Source organism: Bacteroidales bacterium (assembly GCA_031276035.1).
Classification (GTDB): Bacteria; Bacteroidota; Bacteroidia; order Bacteroidales; family BM520; genus RGIG7150.
The window spans coordinates 17,064-35,358 of the sequence record JAISNV010000011.1; the positions used below are offsets into that span (position 1 = coordinate 17,064).

21 protein-coding genes are annotated in these 18,295 nt (G+C 31.3%); 4 read left to right on the forward strand and 17 right to left on the reverse strand.

The window, feature by feature from the left end; all coding sequences use genetic code 11:
- Positions 1 to 72 precede the first annotated feature (72 nt).
- From LBP67_02740 to LBP67_02770, 7 genes are all read right to left on the reverse strand, one after another.
- Positions 73 to 1,176 (reverse strand): efflux RND transporter periplasmic adaptor subunit, encoded by a 1,104-nt coding sequence (locus tag LBP67_02740; protein ID MDR2083894.1) that lies wholly within the window; start codon positions 1,174 to 1,176, stop codon positions 73 to 75.
- A 146-nt stretch (positions 1,177 to 1,322) separates the two neighbouring features.
- A complete protein-coding gene (locus tag LBP67_02745) occupies positions 1,323 to 2,573 on the reverse strand; it encodes an ABC transporter permease (GenBank protein ID MDR2083895.1) in 1,251 nt (416 codons plus the stop codon).
- Positions 2,574 to 3,815: an ABC transporter permease gene (locus LBP67_02750; protein ID MDR2083896.1), complete on the reverse strand. Its 1,242-nt coding sequence runs from the start codon at positions 3,813 to 3,815 to the stop codon at positions 2,574 to 2,576. It abuts the gene before it with no gap.
- Positions 3,816 to 3,945: 130 nt separating this feature from the next.
- A complete protein-coding gene (locus LBP67_02755) occupies positions 3,946 to 4,602 on the reverse strand; it encodes an ABC transporter ATP-binding protein (GenBank protein ID MDR2083897.1) in 657 nt (218 codons plus the stop codon).
- A gap of 667 nt (positions 4,603 to 5,269) precedes the next feature.
- Positions 5,270 to 6,274 carry an electron transfer flavoprotein subunit alpha/FixB family protein gene (locus tag LBP67_02760; protein MDR2083898.1) on the reverse strand — a complete coding sequence of 335 codons (1,005 nt, stop codon included), beginning with the start codon at positions 6,272 to 6,274 and terminating at the stop codon, positions 5,270 to 5,272.
- A 19-nt stretch (positions 6,275 to 6,293) separates the two neighbouring features.
- Positions 6,294 to 7,076 carry an electron transfer flavoprotein subunit beta/FixA family protein gene (locus LBP67_02765; protein ID MDR2083899.1) on the reverse strand — a complete coding sequence of 261 codons (783 nt, stop codon included), beginning with the start codon at positions 7,074 to 7,076 and terminating at the stop codon, positions 6,294 to 6,296.
- A gap of 27 nt (positions 7,077 to 7,103) precedes the next feature.
- Positions 7,104 to 8,243, reverse strand: a complete 1,140-nt coding sequence (locus tag LBP67_02770) for an acyl-CoA dehydrogenase (GenBank protein ID MDR2083900.1) — start codon at positions 8,241 to 8,243, stop codon at positions 7,104 to 7,106.
- Between the two features lie 449 nt (positions 8,244 to 8,692).
- Here LBP67_02770 and LBP67_02775 point away from each other — a divergent pair, with 449 nt between their 5' ends.
- Both LBP67_02775 and LBP67_02780 read left to right on the forward strand, forming a co-directional pair.
- Positions 8,693 to 8,959 carry a hypothetical protein gene (locus tag LBP67_02775; GenBank protein ID MDR2083901.1) on the forward strand — a complete coding sequence of 89 codons (267 nt, stop codon included), beginning with the start codon at positions 8,693 to 8,695 and terminating at the stop codon, positions 8,957 to 8,959.
- Between the two features lie 175 nt (positions 8,960 to 9,134).
- Complete coding sequence (locus LBP67_02780; protein ID MDR2083902.1) at positions 9,135 to 10,211, forward strand: hypothetical protein; 1,077 nt, start codon at positions 9,135 to 9,137, stop codon at positions 10,209 to 10,211.
- Positions 10,212 to 10,329: 118 nt separating this feature from the next.
- Here LBP67_02780 and LBP67_02785 read toward each other — a convergent pair whose 3' ends face one another.
- The 10 genes from LBP67_02785 to LBP67_02830 all read right to left on the reverse strand — a co-directional run bounded on the left by LBP67_02785 (position 10,330) and on the right by LBP67_02830 (position 16,326).
- Positions 10,330 to 10,854, reverse strand: coding sequence for a PepSY-like domain-containing protein (locus LBP67_02785; protein ID MDR2083903.1), 525 nt, complete (start codon positions 10,852 to 10,854; stop codon positions 10,330 to 10,332).
- A gap of 12 nt (positions 10,855 to 10,866) precedes the next feature.
- Positions 10,867 to 11,307: a PepSY-like domain-containing protein gene (locus LBP67_02790; GenBank protein MDR2083904.1), complete on the reverse strand. Its 441-nt coding sequence runs from the start codon at positions 11,305 to 11,307 to the stop codon at positions 10,867 to 10,869.
- A 100-nt stretch (positions 11,308 to 11,407) separates the two neighbouring features.
- Positions 11,408 to 12,682: a HAMP domain-containing histidine kinase gene (locus LBP67_02795; GenBank protein MDR2083905.1), complete on the reverse strand. Its 1,275-nt coding sequence runs from the start codon at positions 12,680 to 12,682 to the stop codon at positions 11,408 to 11,410.
- A gap of 6 nt (positions 12,683 to 12,688) precedes the next feature.
- Positions 12,689 to 13,366, reverse strand: coding sequence for a response regulator transcription factor (locus LBP67_02800; protein ID MDR2083906.1), 678 nt, complete (start codon positions 13,364 to 13,366; stop codon positions 12,689 to 12,691).
- Between the two features lie 404 nt (positions 13,367 to 13,770).
- A complete protein-coding gene (locus LBP67_02805; protein ID MDR2083907.1) occupies positions 13,771 to 14,187 on the reverse strand; it encodes a DUF6157 family protein in 417 nt (138 codons plus the stop codon).
- Between the two features lie 46 nt (positions 14,188 to 14,233).
- Entirely contained in the window at positions 14,234 to 14,695 is a 462-nt protein-coding gene (locus tag LBP67_02810) for a hypothetical protein (protein ID MDR2083908.1), read from the reverse strand.
- Positions 14,692 to 15,120 (reverse strand): SRPBCC domain-containing protein, encoded by a 429-nt coding sequence (locus tag LBP67_02815; GenBank protein ID MDR2083909.1) that lies wholly within the window; start codon positions 15,118 to 15,120, stop codon positions 14,692 to 14,694. Before LBP67_02815 ends, LBP67_02810 begins: the two co-directional genes overlap by 4 nt.
- A 63-nt stretch (positions 15,121 to 15,183) precedes the next feature.
- Positions 15,184 to 15,522 (reverse strand): DUF4180 domain-containing protein, encoded by a 339-nt coding sequence (locus tag LBP67_02820; protein ID MDR2083910.1) that lies wholly within the window; start codon positions 15,520 to 15,522, stop codon positions 15,184 to 15,186.
- Positions 15,523 to 15,634: 112 nt separating this feature from the next.
- Positions 15,635 to 16,036, reverse strand: coding sequence for a DUF1801 domain-containing protein (locus LBP67_02825; protein MDR2083911.1), 402 nt, complete (start codon positions 16,034 to 16,036; stop codon positions 15,635 to 15,637).
- A gap of 32 nt (positions 16,037 to 16,068) precedes the next feature.
- Positions 16,069 to 16,326, reverse strand: coding sequence for a hypothetical protein (locus LBP67_02830; protein ID MDR2083912.1), 258 nt, complete (start codon positions 16,324 to 16,326; stop codon positions 16,069 to 16,071).
- Between the two features lie 269 nt (positions 16,327 to 16,595).
- Between LBP67_02830 and LBP67_02835 the strand changes: the two genes are divergently transcribed.
- Positions 16,596 to 17,354 carry a cell wall-active antibiotics response protein gene (locus LBP67_02835; protein ID MDR2083913.1) on the forward strand — a complete coding sequence of 253 codons (759 nt, stop codon included), beginning with the start codon at positions 16,596 to 16,598 and terminating at the stop codon, positions 17,352 to 17,354.
- Entirely contained in the window at positions 17,354 to 18,154 is an 801-nt protein-coding gene (locus tag LBP67_02840; protein ID MDR2083914.1) for a LytTR family transcriptional regulator, read from the forward strand. Before LBP67_02835 ends, LBP67_02840 begins: the two co-directional genes overlap by 1 nt.
- The last annotated feature ends 141 nt before the right edge of the window (positions 18,155 to 18,295 follow it).

Below are 18,295 nucleotides of genomic sequence, written 5' to 3' on the forward strand. Positions count from 1 at the left end.
TGTCTCCAAATTTAATTCCAAGCTTTAAAAAACTCTATTATAATCAAAAAGATATTACACGGTTAATAAAGTTTATTTACCTGAAATTATTTTGCCTCTAACTTTGTAAGTTGAATCAATTCCATCAATTATTTCAATGAATATTCCGTCGGAGATGCCTGTTGTAACAGCAGTTTTAGTATAATTTTGCTCACTCTCCTTAATTGTATCCAAGACATAAACAAAAGTACTATCGTTTAAGAACTCAATTGTACTTTCGGGCAATGAGAAAACATTTTCTTTATTTGCCGTAATAATTTCACCATTGGCACTATATCCCGAGCGAATAAAAAGATTTTCAATATTATTTACAGCGGCTTTTATTTCAAATGTTGTAGCTCCGTTAGTTAATACGCCTTTAGGCGAAATATATTCTAATATTGCCGAACATCTCTCATCTTGCATTGCACCGATTATCAAATTAAGCGGAAAACCTTCTTTTACTTTACCGACATCGGTTTCGTCAATCTTTCCGATGAAAATAAGATCAGACATATCGGCGATAGTTGCAATAGTTGTTCCTTCATTGAAATTATTTGTTTGAATAACGGAATTTCCTACTTTTACAGGAACATCCAATATCATTCCGGAAATTGTAGATTTTATTAAAGTATTGCTGTATTCTTTTGTGCTTTTAGACATACCTTCTTTAATAATATCAATATTTTCTTCGGCAATACTGACTTCTTCTAAAGCTTGCAAATATGCTGCATAAGCTGTTTCAAATAACTCTTTGGACATAACGCCGCTTTCATGCAACTGTTTTGTTCTTTCGTATTCTTGCGTTGTCTTATCAAGACTAATATTTGCAACTTTTAACCTTGATTCGGCGCTGCTGAGTTGAGAAATATCAGGTACAACTTTCACTTTTGCAATTACTTCACCTTCTTTTATCATTTGTCCGGGCTCTTTGTAAAGATCAGTAATAATGCCGGAAATTTGCGGTTTAATAAGAATCTCATTCCTCGGCTCAATAGTACCGTTAATTATTATCTTTTTTGAAATATCACGTCTTTCAGGTACAACAACCTCATAATTGACGGGTTTGCTTTTAGATTTATTCCAAAGATAAACCAGCGTGCCTATAACAGCAGCTCCCAGCAAAACAAACAGCAAGATTTTAAAAAACTTTTTCATTATATAAGATTTAGTTTAAGGTTCTGAGTTTTGAATCAAATTTCTAAAATTACAGAGTTGCATGATTTACATATTTGAAAATTCCGCATCAGAAACACTTTTATTGTTATTTAATATTTATTTTTTGTTTTAAATTTTTATTCGATTTATTCATCTCTCAGAGCATCAATAGCTTTGATTTGCATTGCATTTTTTGCAGGCAGAAATCCGGCAAAAAGTCCTGATATTAATAATATTACAAAAGAAATTATTGCAAGGTTAAATGATATCTGCGGATTACCAAACATATTATCCGGCGAAGCGTTGGCTGAAACTATCGCATTTACTCCCGCCAGAGTTAATACGGCAATAAACAATCCTACAAATCCCGAAATAAATGTAAGTACAATACTTTCTCCTATAATTTGATTCATTATTGATTTTGGTTTCGCTCCGATTGCCCGCCTGATTCCAATTTCACTTGTCCTCTCTTTAACCGAAACTAACATTATATTACTAATTCCGATCACTCCGGCTAAAAGTGTACCCATTCCTACAATCCAAATCAAAATATCAATACCTAAGAATAAGGATTTAAATGAATTAAATACTTCGGCAATATTAAAAGCAAAAATAGCTTCGTCATCATTCGGTGCAATATTATGTTTTACTTTTAATAATGTTGATATTTTTTTATTTACAATCTCTGCATCCACATCATCATATGCAGATAAAGCAATCATGTCTATACCTTGCCCGTAATTATATATTTGTTGTACGGTAGTATATGGTAACATAATGGTTCTGTTAAGGTTTCCATTAATATTTATGTAATCGGAACCAAGCATAACCCCAATAACTTGAAAATAAGTGCCATCTATCGATACTAATTCCCCAACAGCATTTTCACCTTCATCAAAAAATTGTTCATAAATATTTTTGCCGATAATACATACCTTTCTCTTCTCTTTAATATCAATCGGATTAATATTTCTACCTTGTAACAATGTATATGATTCTATTTTTATATAAGTATCGTCAACACCTCTTATTGCGAAGGCCGTACTGTTTTCTTTTCTTGTAAAAGTGGCATTTCTACCGAACACCAATCCGGAAATATATTTAACTTCAGGAACATTATCTTTTATCATTTCTATATCGCTCGGCTGCATTTCCCAATACCTTCCTTCGTTGAAACCTTTGTATTCAACAGTTGTTAAATTGGGATACATAAAAATCGAATTATGCGGAACATTATCAAGGCTATCCATTATGCCGTTTTTAAATCCCGAACCTATTCCCGACATTACAATAAACATAAACAATCCCCAACCTACACCGAAGCCGGTAAGAATACTTCTAACTTTATTGCGGCTAATTGATTGCCAGATTTCTTTATATTTGTCTAAATCAAACATTTATTCGTATCTTAATGCTTCTATGGGTTTAATTTTAGCTGCTTTTCTTGCTGGAAAGTATCCGGCAAGAACGCCGGCAATTATTAATACAATCGTAGCAGCAATAATAATATTCAAATCAACGGTTGCATCTTTAAAAACTACCATATCTCCGCCTCCCGAATTCAATAACTTATTTGCTATTTCCGAAATTAATATTCCGAAGAACATTCCGATATATCCGAACATTCCGGTAACAATTAGTGATTCAATAACAATTAATCTTGTAATAGAGCGTGGTTTTGCTCCGATGGCTTTTCGTATGCCAAATTCCTTCGTACGTTCGCGGACAGTAATCAGCATTATATTACTAACTCCAACGATACCGGCAATCAACGTACCGATACCGATTATCCAAATGAAAGTAGAAATAGCACTGAACATACCTTGAGTTTGTAAATAATCTTGTAATTGGTTCCAAATTCCTATAGCCCTTCTGTCGTCAGGATGTATAGTTTTCTTTACATTTAACCGTTGACGTAATTTTTTGGTAAAATCATCGTTCGCTTCTTGCGTATTCAATCCGTTTACAGTACAATAAAACTCTTCTATCTCATTTGTATTTGAGTAAATAGCTTTCGCCGTTGAAAAGGGGATAAAAACAGAATTTCGCCAACTATTTCTATTATTTGCATATTCACCTATTACCAAATAATTAATTTCTTCAATAGTAATATATTTTCCGACTGAAGACATGTCATCGGGAAAAAGAAATCGTGCTTCCTTTTCCGATATTATAGCAACTTTTCTATTTTCTTTTATGTCTAACGGATTGAAGTATCTTCCCGTACGCAAATTTAGATTCTCAATTTTCAGATAATCCGTTGTAACAGCCATTATACTTGCTTTACGATTTTTCTTGCCGTTGCTGTATGTTTTATAACCGACATCATAAGATGGAATTACTTTGTCAATCTCGGGAAAACTATTAGCTAAAAGTAAAGAATCCGTATTGTCGAGGATTATTCTTCTGTTTTCGGCATAACCTTTATAAGGTATGGTAGTTCGCCATGCCCAAACATTTATTTTGTTAACGTCCTGGTTGGCAAAATTCGAGGTTACGCCGTTTTTTAATCCGTTTCCGGCAGATAGTAATACTATGAGCATGAAGATTCCCCACGAAATAGAGAAACCCGTCAATGCAGTACGAAGCTTATTCTGCTTCAACGAATTGCCTATCTCACCGAAAATTCCGAAATTCATTTTAATATTTAGTTTTTAATTATTTTATTGTTGATTGTATGATTCCGTTTCAATGCTTCGAATCTTGGATTGCATTTTGAGACTTAGTACTTCTATGTTTTTTTCTTTCATCTTATCTTTCATTTCTAAATTACTCAATAATCCCGTCTTTTATTCGGATAATCCGTTGTGTTGCTTCCGCAACCATCTGCTCGTGTGTAACAATTACCAAAGTCATTCCTTCTCGATTAACATCTTTGAATAATTCTATCATTTCTATGGAAGTTTGACTGTCGAGCGCGCCTGTCGGTTCATCGGCAAGAATAATTTTAGGTTTTGTAATTAATGCCCTGGCTGTTGCAACACGCTGTTTTTGTCCGCCGCTCATTTGATTTGGAAAGTGATCAGCCCATTCTTTCAAACCCATTCTATCCAGATATTCCATAGCAATTTTATTACGTTTTCTTCTTGAAATATTTTGGTAATATAAAGGGAGAGCAACATTTTCAAGGGCAGTTTTAAAAGGGATGAGATTAAACGATTGAAAAATGAAACCAATCATTTTATTGCGGTATTCCGCAGATTTAGTTTCGCTTAAATCTTTAATTAAAACTCCGTTTAAATGATAAGAACCTTCGTCGTAATTATCAAGAATACCTATTATATTCAACAAAGTTGATTTTCCTGAACCGGAAGAACCCATGATTGCAACCATTTCACCGGTCTCAATTTCCAGATTAATACCTTTTAAAACATGCAACGGAGAGGCACCGAAATAGGTTTTGTGTATACCATGGAGTTTTATCATATTGGTTTTTTATTAATTTAACGTATTTATGACGCATAATATTAATGTCGGTTACAAATTTACTCTATTTTTTTATTTATAAGGTTGAAAGTATTATGGAGCTAAAGTCGGAAGAGTTTCTTTATGTCTCTGAAATATTTATAATTATTAAACTTGAAAATGAATTTGTTAAAAAATAGATTTGAAATGTAAAATGTAATTGGTATTTTCATGGCGGTTAAAATCCGACAATATTATATCAAAATTCTGAAACTTTTAGAATGAAATTAACCGTAAAAAATTAAGTAGGAAGAGATTATAAAGAATCATCTTTTTGTGTTCGTAAAACATTTGAAATGTCCGAAGAATACCATCGGCATAAAACCGATTAAAAGTAATTTTCATTTCAACTTAGAAAGTGAAATATAAATTAAATCAGTAGAATAATTAGGCTTATTAATATAAAATGTATTTGAACGCTATCCAACGAAAAATAAATCCGCTTCAAACCGAAGGGATATATTTAAGATTATCGATGTTAGTGGTAAAACGTAAATTATTCGTCTCGCTGCAAAAAAAAAATGTTGTTATCTGTCGGATTTACAGCTTGTTGTGTAAATTAAAAAAACAATAAAAGTTTATTTTTAATATGACCGGAAATAATATTTATACTTGATGAATGTAAATTCTATTTTGACTTTTCTTTTTTTAATCTTTCGGTAAGTAAAGGGATGATTTGATTTACATCACCTACAATTCCTAAATCGGCACTCTGAAAAATTGGTGCAAATTTATCTTTATTGACGGCAATGATATAATCCGATTCTTCCATTCCGGCTAAATGCTGAATTGCTCCTGAGATTCCAAAAGCGAAATAAACATCCGGGCGAACTGTTTTTCCTGTTTGTCCTACTTGACGGTCATGGGAAATATGTCCCGCATCAACCATCGCACGTGATGAAGAAACTTCAGCATTAATAGTATCGGCTAAATCATATAGCTTTTTAAAACCTTCTGTATTACCAACGCCACGACCGCCGGAAACTAATATTCTGGCTTCTGTAATATCAACAAGATTTTTTTGCTCTTTAACGGTTTTAAGAATTTTTACTTTAAATTTTGAAGAATCGAAATTAACTTTTAGATCTTCAATATTTCCTTTGCGCGAATCGTCTTTATGACCTTTCAACATAACACCAGGACGAACTGTGGACATTTGCGGACGATGTTCTTTACAAACAATGGTTGCCATTAAATTTCCTCCGAAAGCAGGGCGGGTCATCAATAAATCACCTTCTTCGGAAATTTCCAAACCGGTACAATCCGCTGTTAATCCGGTTTCTACTCGAGCAGAAATTCTTGGTCCCAAATCACGGCCGATAGTTGTTGCTCCGATCAGTAGAATAGATGGATTCTTTTCATTTATAATTTTAACTATTGCCTGCGTATAAGGTTCTGTATTATATTGAGCTAACTCAGGCGCATCAATACAAATAACTGTATCGGCGCCGTAAGAGATTAATTCTTGTGCTTTATCTTTTATCTGATGCCCCAGAAACATTGCATACACTTTTTCATTTAGTTTTTCTGCAAGCTCATGCGCTTTATGCAATAACTCCAAAGCTACATTTTGAATAACACCTTCGCGTTGTTCCACGAAAACGTAAATATCTTTATATTGAGATTTATCCATTTTTTCCGGTTTTATAAAATTAAATAATAAATTTTTCTTTTAGCTTATCGACAATAATATCTACAGCTTCTTTAGCATCAACTTCATAAACTTGTCCTGCCGATTTCGCACCTTTACTAAAGGATTTAACAACGCGAGTAGGAGAGCCCTTTAATCCGAGTTTTTTCTCGTCAACATTTATATTATCGAAACCCCATATTTCAACTTCTTTTTTATATGCATTAACGATTCCGCTAACTGACATATAGCGCGGTTTGTTTGCCGAAGATAGGACAGTAATAACAAAGGGAGAATCAACTTCCATCATTTGATATCCATCTTCGGTAGCTTTCTTAATTGTGAATGTTCCGGGTTCTTTATATTCTAAATTTTCTGCGTAAGTAACTTGAGCCAAATCGAGATGTTCCGCAATTTGTGGTCCTACTTGAGCAGTATCGCCGTCGATTGCTTGGCGACCTGTTATTATAAGATCGTATTCCAACATTTTCAGAGCACCGGCAATAGCATTAGAAGTAGCAAGAGTATCGGCACCAGCGAATTTACGATCGGTCAAAAGAATTGCGCGATCGGCACCCATTGCGAAAGCTTCTCTCAGCATTACATCAGCTTGAGCGGGTCCCATTGTTATTACAGTAATATTAGCTCCGTATTTGTCTTTTAACCCTAAAGCCATTTCCAAACCGCTTTTGTCATCCGGATTCATTATGCTCGGCACACCTTCACGAATCATGGTGCCGGTTTCCGGATTTAATTTTATTTCCGTTGTATCCGGTACTTGTTTAATACAAACAATTATATTCATTATATTATTTATTTCTTTGTTAATAAATTATTTAAGTAAATTTGCTGAAATTACCATACGTTGAACTTCGGAAGTTCCTTCGTAAATCTCTGTGATTTTAGCATCGCGCATCATACGCTCAACCGGATATTCGCGCGTGTATCCGTAACCTCCATGAAATTGAACAGCTTTTGTTGTAACTTCCATAGCTGTTTCCGAAGCAAATAATTTTGCTCTTGCAGCATCTACGGAATATGGCACGCCTAAATCTTTTCTGAAAGCTGCCACTCGAATTAAAAGACGCGCAGCTTCAATTTTTGTATCTAAATCTGCCAACTGAAATTGTGTATTCTGAAATTGACTTATAGTTCTGCCGAATTGTTTACGTTCTTTTACGTATTTTACAGTTTCGTCAATGGCTCCTTGTGCAATGCCCAAAGCTTGAGCTGCAATGCCGATACGACCACCGTCGAGAGTTTTCATAGCAATACCGAATCCGCCGCCTAATTTACCTAATAGATTTTCTTTTGGTATTCTGCAATTTTCAAAAATCAATTCGCATGTTGCCGAACCTCTAATTCCCATTTTCTTTTCTTTTTTTCCAAAAGAGAAACCCGGTGTGTCGCGTTCAACTATAAATGCCGATATACCTCTTGTTCCCATAGATTTATCAGTCATAGCCATTACAACATACACATGAGAATAGAAAGCATTAGTAATAAATATCTTACTTCCATTAAGAATGTATTCATCACCATCTAAAACAGCAGTAGTTTGTTGAGCCGAAGAATCCGTACCGGCATTCGGTTCTGTTAATCCGAAAGCTCCGAGCCATTCTCCGGAACAAAGTTTGGGTAAATATTTACGTTTTTGTTCTTCTGTGCCGTGTTCGTATATCGGAGCAACACAGAGTGATGTATGAGCGGAAACAATTACACCGGTAGTTGCGCAAACTTTAGATAATTCTTCCACAGCCATGGAATACAAAATATTATCTCCACCTGCGCCGCCATATTCTATAGGGAAAGGTATTCCCATAATACCTAATTTAGCCATTTTTTTGACAGTTTCTTCAGGAAAACGTTCTTCCTCATCAACTTCTGCTGCCAAAGGTTTTACTTCTTTTTCTGCAAATTCTCTTATCATTTGCAAAAACAAAGTTTGTTCTTTAGTTAAAGAAAAATCCATATTATAATATTTATTTAATTAATTATCAAGAAAGTTTAATGATTTCGTTTCGATAAAGTAATCGAAAGTTACAAATTTAGGTGCAAAGATAAATATTATCTCATTAAAACCATGCTATTGAAATGAAAATTTTGTTTTGAAGTATATTCTATCAAAATATATGAAATGTCCTTTGTTGCACTAAATCTTCTAAATAGCTTTTTTATTTCAATATAAATTAAAAGAAAAATCTAAAAGGATTGATTATTGCTGTTCATAAAAAGAAGAATTGATATTTGTAATTTTTTAACTATGTTTAAAATAGAAATTATTTACTATAATATTAATTAAGAAAAATTATACTTTCCAACAGGATAAATTCTAAAAATTCAACTAATTTTGCCGTAAAATCAAAATTGAAAGAATGAATAAATTTTAAATAATTACTTAACAATTAATACAACTACATTATGAAGACAAAAAACGAAACAGAACACCCGCATAAACTTAGTACAGTTGAAAGAAATGAATTAAAGGATTCTGATTTCGGCATACCGGAAACAAGAGAATTTCCAATGCCTGATGGTGTACATGTACATGCTGCCGAAGCATATTTTCGATATGCCCCAGAAGATAAAAAAGCGTTATTGGCACATAGAATATTACTAAAAGCAAAAGAGTTTGGTGTGGATATTGAAAGTCAGACTATTTTAGAATGGGCCGCGAAATATAAATAATAACACTATAATTTAATTTAAAATATCGAATTAATTGATTCGGTATTTATTTTGTAAATACGTATAAATAAGTATTTTAATATATGGATAATAAACCATAACTTTAACTTATTTTTTTTGATTATTGTTTTGGAATTGTAATTTTTTTATTATATAAATCTAAAAATTTTTGAACATGAAAGCAGATAAATTAATTAAACTCGCTTATAGCCGAAATAATCCTTCGGTTACAATTACATTGAATACTCATAGAACACATCCCGATAATTTACAAGATGAGATCTTACTTAAAAAACTTTTAAAACAAGCCGAGAAATATCTTATTAGTGAATATGATAAGAGGGAAATTGCTCCATTGCTGCAAAAAGTTAACGCTTTAGCCGGTAAAATTAATCGTAATTATAATCTTGATAGTATGCATATATTTCTTTCAAATGATGTTGAAGAAGTTATACGGTTACCATATTCAACTATGGGAAATACTGTAGAGATAAGAGATAGCTTTAATATTAGACCATTGATCAGAGCTTACAACAGAACTGAGGAATATTTGATTTTACTTCTATCACAAGGGGGAACATTTTTATATCGTGCAATCAATGATAAAATTGTAGATGAAATCAATAGCGAAGGTTTTCCTTTTGCTGCTAATCCTCATATCGTTACCGATACGGAAAAACGAAGTGATGCCGCTTTGATGGATAATATGGTAAAGGAATATTTTAATAAGGTTGATAAGGCTTTAGTTAAAATTTGTAATGAAACGGATCTTTTATGTCTTGTTATTTGTACTGAAGATAATTTTAGTAGATTAATGCAAGTAGCGGATAAAAAGAAGAAATATCTTGGTTATGCTCCTGTAAATTATAATGATACTTCTGTTAGTACTTTAGCAAAACAAGGTTATAAAGCTATAAATGATTATCAATATAATATTAGAACAAAAGCAATTGAGGAAATGGAAGATGCTATATCTCACGGAAATGTTCTAACCGATTTACAAGAAATTTATCAGGCGGCGATAGCCGGAAAAGGCGATCTGCTGATAATTAGCAATGATTTTGTACAACCGGTTGTAATGACAGGCGAAAAAACTTTTGATGTTGTTACAGATAAAAATACTCCGGGCATAATTGACGATATTATCGGTACTATTGCATGGGAAGTTTTGTCTAAGAATGGGCGAGTGTTTTTTACAGTTCAAGAACAACTGAAAAAAATAGGAGAAATTGCTTTGAAGGTGAGAAGTTAATTTTTAGTTTTGAGACATACTAAGATTCAAATAATTAATTTAAGTACGCAAAAACATAAACAATAATTATGTCTATAGCGTACTTAAATTAATCTCTGAACTATAACAATTTAAGTTTTTAATTGTCTAAATACATGAAATTCCCGTTAAGATCGAAATATAATTCAAAATCTCGCCAGTTTTTTTCTATATCAATTTTGTAATAATTATACTTTTTCTCAATTTCGTAAATTGATGCATTTTTATAATTAGTATTAATATAGGTAGATATACCTTGAGGTAGTAACTGCATTACGGATTCCGGTATAGCCAGATTGTTATCATCATCGCCATCAACTTCAATCCAGTTGTCATTACTGTCGAATACGATTTTGTAATTTTTCCTGTTACCGTTTTTTAAGTAAATTTCCTTCTGCAATTGTCCGTCATCATAATCATTCTTTACAAAAACAATTGTGTATGCAGGAAAATGCGTTTGAACAAAATCTTCAATGTTTTTAGTAACTGTTTCATTGTAGATTGGGGAGTCTGGTGTTATTAGATTACCATCATCAACCGGAAAAAACGTGTTGTTTTCGGGATCACATGCTAAAAACGACATTGGAATTAATGTCATTAATACGATTAAAATTTTCTGTTTCATTGTAATTATTTTTTAGTTATCAATATCAATTAATTTATACTTAGAGTCGAATTTCAGACTTAATCCGTTTTGAAGATCAATTTCACTGCGACCACGGCTATCTTTTTCAATCTTGAAAATATTATTGTTGGGATAATTATTAAGTATGAAATTCTTAATTTCAATAGGGATAAGTTGTTCCGGTAATTGAGTATGCTTACAATCAATTTCTTTCCATTCGCCTCTTCGGTTAAATTCAATCTTATTTCCGTTGGTGAATATTACTTCATATGATTTATCAAGAATATCACAATCCATTTTTACCAGTGCAATTGTTTGCCCGGAGAAATACGCGTTAACAAACTGTTGCGATTGAGCTGGCAATTCTTCGAACGATATCGCTTTGTCATCTGATGCTTTTGCCGTGATTTGTACCGTCAGAAGGCAGCACATTATGATTAAAATCTTTTTCAAAACATTATATTTAAAATACAATGCAAAGATTAGGGGCAAAACTGAAAAATTTTTGAAATAATGTGTAAATTCCGATTAATTTTTATTTTTCAATAAGATTTTATTGAAGAACAATCTCAAAGCAATGTAAATTGTCATTGAAATAATAATTGATATTTAGATTTTCGATATCACAAATAGATTTAACTAATGAAAGTCCTAAACCTGCCGAGTTTTCTTTTTTCTCTTCCTGATAAAATCTTTCGAAAATAAGTTTAGGGTTAAGTGCAAAATCTTGTCCGGTATTTTTGAAAATCAGTTTTGAAGAAGTAATTTCAATAAATATCTTTCCATTTTCAATATTATGTATGTAAGCATTCTTGATAAGGTTATTAATAAGAATAGAAGCTAAGGTTTCATTTATTTTAATTTTGAATATTCCGGTTTCTTTTATTTCGGCGCTGATATTTAAATGAGAATATGCTTCTTTATAATCTTGAATAAATTTTTTGATGATATTATTTAATTCAATAACTGTTTTCTCAATGAATTGCCGGTTATCAATTTTAGAAAGCAGGAGTAGTGTTTTATTAAGTTTTGTGATGTATTCTAAAGTCTGATAAGTTTTTACCAATTCGTTCAATTGATTTTCTGACAAGGTTTCGTCTTCCATTAAAATTTCCAAACGATTACGGCAAACGGCCAGAGGAGTTTGAATCTCATGCGAAGCATTTCCTATAAATTGTTTTTGCTCCTCAAAAACTTCTTCTGCACGTTTCATATTGCGAATAGCCGCTTCATTAAGTTTTTTAAATTCGATTATATCGGTTTTGTTTTGTAAATCGATATTCTTCATGCCTATATTATATTCGTCTAACCAGGAAAGAAGTTTATGTAACGGACGCGTACTCTGTTTATACACCCAGAAATTAACGGTAATAATTATAAGAAGAAGTCCGAAATATAAGAAAACAATCCAGAAAAGTATTGCTTCTTTTAAATCTTTCTTTTCAATTGTTGGGGTTAAAACAACTAATTCATAATACTTTCCGTTCCCGTCTTTATATATTGTAGTAAGGATTCTTGCCGGCTCTGTTTCTTGCTTCAAAGGAATATAAACCATTGAATCTATATAACTGATATGGGGCTTACCAAGTGCATACTCGGTTGTAACTTCAGATAAATAATATTGATTATTGGTATTATTACTTTTTGAGGAAACTTCTTCTCCAGCGAGAAATTGCATCATAATTTGTTCGGAGTAATCCTCCAGATAATCGTCGGTTTCGTCATTAACCTCATCAATCATTGCAAAATAAAAAAAAGCAGCCCAAAAAGTCAGTACAATACTGAGAACAATGGAAATTCTAATAATTATGTGATATATTAATTTCATATTGAATTATTCGACTATTAATTTATATCCGATGCCGTAAACCGCTTTGATTTCTATATTTGCGCCGGCTTCTTTCAACTTTTTTCTTAAATTCTTAATTTGTGCATAAATAAAATCGAAATTATCAACCTGGTCGATATGGTCGCCCCAAACAGATTCTGCCATAATGTTCTTGTTGATAAGCCGGTTGCATCTATTAGCAAAATAAAGAAGAATATCATACTCCTTTCTATTCAAATCCAGCTCTTTATTATTAACGAGAACTTTAAATTCTTCCGGAAATATTTTCATGTTTCCGAGTTCAATAGAGTTTTCACCGTTGTTTTGTTTTCTGCGTATAACGCTTTTTATTCTGGCGATAAGTTCGGCTAAATGAAATGGTTTCGCAAGATAATCGTCTGCACCGAGTTCAAGTCCGTGAATTTTATCCTCCAAAGAATCTTTAGCTGAAATAATTATTACGCTATCTCTTTTGTGCTTTCTTTTTAATTCTTCGAGTAACGACAATCCGTTACCGCCCGGAAGCATAATATCAAGCAAAATGCAATCGTAATTATACATTTCAATCTTATCCATTGCCATATTATAATCTGAAGCACATTCAATTATATAGCGTTCTTTTTCCAAAGATTGTTTGATAAGTTCTTGTAACGACGGCTCGTCTTCTATTACTAATATTTTCATTTTATTATTTGAGTGTAAAGCAAATCTACATTTTTTATATTGCGGTTTAAAGGTTTGATTTCTATTGATATTCCAACAGAAGTATGTTTGTAAAGATCATTGATTTTGAAATCATCATAATAGTTTTATAAATCTTTTTTGAGATTAAAATCAATTTAATAAGTTGACAAAAATATTATTTAATCCTGAAAAAAGTCTGAATAAAATTAATAATAAACAAAAGATTGATATAATAATTCTACAGATTTATCCAATGTTACTTTCGAAATGAAAATAATTTTGTTAAATCTTATTTCTATTAAATAGAATTCAAGGTTCTAATCTTCACATTTTCAATTGTTCACTAAAACTTAATTTCCAAAATTACTTCGTACGGCTTTCCATAATTCATTATGTTGCAATTTTTATTTTTTGCTTGATCGCATAGCTTTGACTGATTTTATATTCTTATCGTTTGAGAACTTTCTGTACTCATTTGTTTCACAGCCAAACAGAGCTATTTTTCCTTCTTCGTTGTGGTGAATGCCCCAGCCGTATCTTTTAGTTAATGGCGAAGCACGGAAACAAGCCTGTCCTTTAGAGAAAAAATACTCGCGCGCTTCTTTGATTTCTTCTTCTGAAATTTTATTTTTGTTTGCAAATACGTGAAAAATAATATCATCGGAAGTAAATATGTAGGGGTTTTCACTAATCAGCTCAAACTGTATATTTGCCGATGACTTTTTATTGTCTTTCACTGGAGGAATTTCTCCTTTAGTAACAGGACAGTCTTCGGCAACTTCAATGAAAGTGTTTTTGTAATTTGTAGTATGTGTTTTCATTTTAAGTTAATATGCATTATTGTTAAAGAATTTACAACAGTATGTTTTAAATATTGTGTCTTTTCAATTGTTGTTTAATGATTTCCGGAGTGTTTTTTTTATATTTTTTTTGTTTCCAAATTAATTTATCATTTTGATATAAATAGTATTTAGGAAAAATTTTAGATTTAAAATATTTACAATCATTTCCATCTATAAAAGTAAAATAATCTGCATATTTAGAATGAAATTCTTCATATTGTTCTTTTGTGCCGTGATTTACAACAATGATATTTAATTTCTCATCAAGTTGTAATAATTGTTCTAAACCATAATAGCTATATCCGCATCCTGCTCCGGCAACCATAACTAATGTAAAATCAGTATCTTCAACAATATGTTCGGAAATCTTTTCACAATTTGAAAAATCAGGTAATTTTTTTTGTGAGTAAACATTTAGAGTTATCAAGGTAAATAAAAATAAAACCACAAAATATTTTATTTGTATATTATTTTCGTTATTTCTCATTCGGCAATTTTTTTTATTAGCATTAAGAAATCATCCATTCCGTCAAGCGAATGTTTGTAATTTTCTTCCGTAGAATATCCTTTTTGAGTCCAAGTAAACTCAGTTTGATTATCAGCAACTTCTTTCAGTTCATAAGTTACAATAGAATAATTTTCGGGTTTATCTTCCAAACCGGAAAAAATGCTCCAATAACTATAACTCAACTTTTTATTTTTGATATTTTCAAGAACAGTTCCATGATCTTGATACTTATGTCCGTTGTAGTTTCCACTGAAGGTGACTTTTTTTCCGGGTTCCCAAGTGGTTAAAGTTTCCGTTCCGTACAAATATTCTTTAATTCGTTCGGGATTAGTCAATACATTCCAAATTTTATCGGGAGTTGTATTGATAATTATTGATTTCGATACAATTAAATCATTTCGCATAATATAATTTTTTTATTTAAATATTCAAAAGGCAAAAAATTTCAAAGAGTAATGGTATTTGATTCAGGTTAACATATTTAATCCTTCAGCGATGGAATTTACAAAGACAATATGCTTATTTTTATTGCTTTCATTTATAAAAGCGGTAACACTTTTACCTGTATATTTAGAAAAATCGCCAATTATGGCTAAGCGGATGCGATAGTTAGAAAATTTTTGAAGTATTTCACCTGCAATTCCGTTTTTTAGATCAAAAAAGTCAGGAGTAATATTTCTTTCATATATGATAATTTTATCAAATCCCTGATAATACAGATTTCCTAACAGGCTTAGTCCGTCTTCAACATTATTTATAATCCTATCTTCTGAAACCACTTCAGCGATTTTTTGTCGTTTATACAATGTGTTATGATTTTCATATATTTTCAATATTAATATTTTATACACAAATGATATGAATTATCTATCGGACGCTTTACATATTTTCGATTATTCATTTATACGAATCCGTGTATTATTTTTTTACCGCTTCATTAATCATTTCACTTAAAACAGTAATATCAACATCCGAAAGTTTGTTGATGTATAGGCATCCGACACCTGTTTTATGCTTGCCTAATTTTTTAAGATATTCGGCGTATTTTTGAACATCCATACCAAGATATAATGAAATATTTGCTTTTCGTGGAGCAAAACCAATTATAAACCAATCTACTTCTCTGCCTGTGTTGGGACTTCTAAATTTTATGTTGTCGAATCCGATAATGGAAGTGCCCCAGATTTGTGGTTCTTTACCGCTCGCATTTTTCATAATTTCGAGGATTTCAAAACTATCTTTACGTTTTTGCTCATTTTCAATCTTATTCAAAAAATCATTTACATTTTCCGAAGTAGGTTTTGTTTTAATTTCTGCCATAATAATTTAAAATATTTAAGATTTGATATTGGTTAATTTTTTTCACAGTTTTCTTTAGTTTTGAACCCGAAAAATCTGCTTCCGATAAATTGTCCGGCTATTGCTAATCCGATGAATAGAGGAATGGCTATATTCGGTGTCCCGAGCCAAATTCTTAAAGGAATAATAAAAGGTATGGAAGCATGAATCATTATCCACCACATAAGTGACATTTTCCTGAATTTTGTACGATATCTGCCTAGGATAATATTTGATATAAACGAAATTAATGATACGATAACTATATTCACGGTATTATTTTATTTGATAAAACAAAAGTATAAAAAAATATGTAAAGATTGCAGTTGATATTTATCTTCGTTTTTTAATTACGATATAAAGTAATGATGAATAATTTTACTTGTCCTTAAATGAAAAATCTTTATATCTTTTGTAGGTTTTTATCGGGAATTTTCCATAATTCACCGATTAATATACTTATTCAAACGAATTTCGATTGTGCCGTATATTCGAATGATTTACTTTTGCAGAAAATTAAATTAATCAAAAAGAAAATAAAATGAAAAAACAGAGTGAACCAATTAAAACAGAAGAATTAAACAAAAGAATAAAAAGGCGTCATAGAATAGACGGAATTATGTTTGCATTATTATGTATTGCAATAGGAGTTATATTTTTAGGTAGAAATGTCGGATTTATCAGTCCGTACCTTTTTACTATATTAATTTCTTGGCAAATGCTGATTGTAATTGTAGGGATTTTCTTCCTTTCTTATAAGCATTATTTTTCAGGAATTCTTGTTGTTAGCTGTGGCGCATATTTTATGTTGCCACTAATTACCGGATCTCAAGATGATTGGGCTAGCATGTGGCCGATATTGTTAATGATTATTGGCATAATAATAATATTTAGAATTATTTTTCCAAAACGCACTATACCATATAGTCAACATAATATGAAAACTGATTATAAAACAGAAGATGGTTTTGTGCTTTCAAATAATCAATTTGGCAGTACACAACATATTGTTATGGATGAAATATTTAAAGGCGCCGAGATAAATAATAAATTCGGTGCCACAGTCCTTGATTTGAGAAGAACTTCGTTTTTGCCTGGAAATACTTATATTGATATTAATAGTAGTTTCGGCGGTATTGAAATATATGTGCCAAATGACTGTTTGATTTTAACTGAAATAAGCACATCGATTGGTGGGGTTAGCGACGAACGCCTTAATCCTATAATTAATGTTAATGAAGATTGTAAACTGATTATTAGGGGCAGATTGTCGGCGAGTGGCGTTGTAATCAAAAGTTAATGATGAAAAGTTACTTTCAACAATTTTTAAAAAAGCCGACAATAACCTTAATTTCAATTCTTTTAGGATTCGGGTCTTTATGGTTATTGCTGGCTTTGTATTCTAATTTATCAATTGGTAATGCGCTATTTACCGCATTACTTTATTTTGTTTTTCTTGGCGTTATGATATTTGTATATTATTTTATTAAACCATTTGTAAAGAATAGTTTAATCGGAATTATCCTACATTTAACAGCTCATATTATTGTTTTATCTGTTGTTTTTTTGATACTGAGCATATTCGAAATTATTTCTTTTAAACAGTTTTTAGAAATAATACCATTATTATTTATTTTCGGAATAATGTTCTGGAATTTAAATGTCTGGGGAAATGACAGAGTTGTTTCAATTCAAAAAAATAAATATAAACAAAATGACATTGATATGGTTGATCTATCTTCGCAATCTGAAATTATTGAAAGAGAAATAAAGCCGTTGGAACGTATTTCCATAAAGCAAGCTTCGGAAGTTGCTATTTTAAAAATTGAAGAAATATTTCATTTGGAAGCCTACGGTGATTATGTTTTAATATTCACTGAAAAGAATAAATATATTAAGGAACAAACTATGAAGTATTTTGAAACGAATTTGCCTTCACAATTTATTAGAATTCATCGTTCTTATATTATAAACACAGATCATATTATTAGGTTGGAACAATACGGCAAAGAGAATTATAATATAAGGTTAAGAAACGGTATAAGCTTGAGAGTTAGTATTTCCGGTTATAAGCTGTTAAAAGAACATTTAGCGCTGTAATCTATATCCATCAGAAGGAAAATTGCTATTAGAATATGTAGAGAGTGACAAAATTATGTAAACTCAATATTTGTAATCTATTAGATAAATGAAATTAATTGTTTGTAAATTCAGAGAATTAATTAATATATTTTTTATAAT

What these genes read in the sequence shown, in the direction of transcription:
- LBP67_02785 (MDR2083903.1), bottom strand. Translation starts at nt 10,854, where the DNA reads ATGAAACAGAAAATTTTAATCGTATTAATGACATTAATTCCAATGTCG.
- LBP67_02755 (MDR2083897.1), bottom strand. Translation starts at nt 4,602, where the DNA reads ATGATAAAACTCCATGGTATACACAAAACCTATTTCGGTGCCTCTCCG.
- LBP67_02780 (MDR2083902.1), top strand. Translation starts at nt 9,135, where the DNA reads ATGAAAGCAGATAAATTAATTAAACTCGCTTATAGCCGAAATAATCCT.
- LBP67_02805 (MDR2083907.1), bottom strand. Translation starts at nt 14,187, where the DNA reads ATGAAAACACATACTACAAATTACAAAAACACTTTCATTGAAGTTGCC.
- LBP67_02775 (MDR2083901.1), top strand. Translation starts at nt 8,693, where the DNA reads ATGAAGACAAAAAACGAAACAGAACACCCGCATAAACTTAGTACAGTT.
- LBP67_02765 (MDR2083899.1), bottom strand. Translation starts at nt 7,076, where the DNA reads ATGAATATAATTGTTTGTATTAAACAAGTACCGGATACAACGGAAATA.
- LBP67_02810 (MDR2083908.1), bottom strand. Translation starts at nt 14,695, where the DNA reads ATGAGAAATAACGAAAATAATATACAAATAAAATATTTTGTGGTTTTA.
- LBP67_02740 (MDR2083894.1), bottom strand. Translation starts at nt 1,176, where the DNA reads ATGAAAAAGTTTTTTAAAATCTTGCTGTTTGTTTTGCTGGGAGCTGCT.
- LBP67_02840 (MDR2083914.1), top strand. Translation starts at nt 17,354, where the DNA reads ATGATGAAAAGTTACTTTCAACAATTTTTAAAAAAGCCGACAATAACC.
- LBP67_02795 (MDR2083905.1), bottom strand. Translation starts at nt 12,682, where the DNA reads ATGAAATTAATATATCACATAATTATTAGAATTTCCATTGTTCTCAGT.
- LBP67_02770 (MDR2083900.1), bottom strand. Translation starts at nt 8,243, where the DNA reads ATGGATTTTTCTTTAACTAAAGAACAAACTTTGTTTTTGCAAATGATA.
- LBP67_02815 (MDR2083909.1), bottom strand. Translation starts at nt 15,120, where the DNA reads ATGCGAAATGATTTAATTGTATCGAAATCAATAATTATCAATACAACT.
- LBP67_02750 (MDR2083896.1), bottom strand. Translation starts at nt 3,815, where the DNA reads ATGAATTTCGGAATTTTCGGTGAGATAGGCAATTCGTTGAAGCAGAAT.
- LBP67_02760 (MDR2083898.1), bottom strand. Translation starts at nt 6,274, where the DNA reads ATGGATAAATCTCAATATAAAGATATTTACGTTTTCGTGGAACAACGC.
- LBP67_02835 (MDR2083913.1), top strand. Translation starts at nt 16,596, where the DNA reads ATGAAAAAACAGAGTGAACCAATTAAAACAGAAGAATTAAACAAAAGA.
- LBP67_02825 (MDR2083911.1), bottom strand. Translation starts at nt 16,036, where the DNA reads ATGGCAGAAATTAAAACAAAACCTACTTCGGAAAATGTAAATGATTTT.
- LBP67_02745 (MDR2083895.1), bottom strand. Translation starts at nt 2,573, where the DNA reads ATGTTTGATTTAGACAAATATAAAGAAATCTGGCAATCAATTAGCCGC.
- LBP67_02800 (MDR2083906.1), bottom strand. Translation starts at nt 13,366, where the DNA reads ATGAAAATATTAGTAATAGAAGACGAGCCGTCGTTACAAGAACTTATC.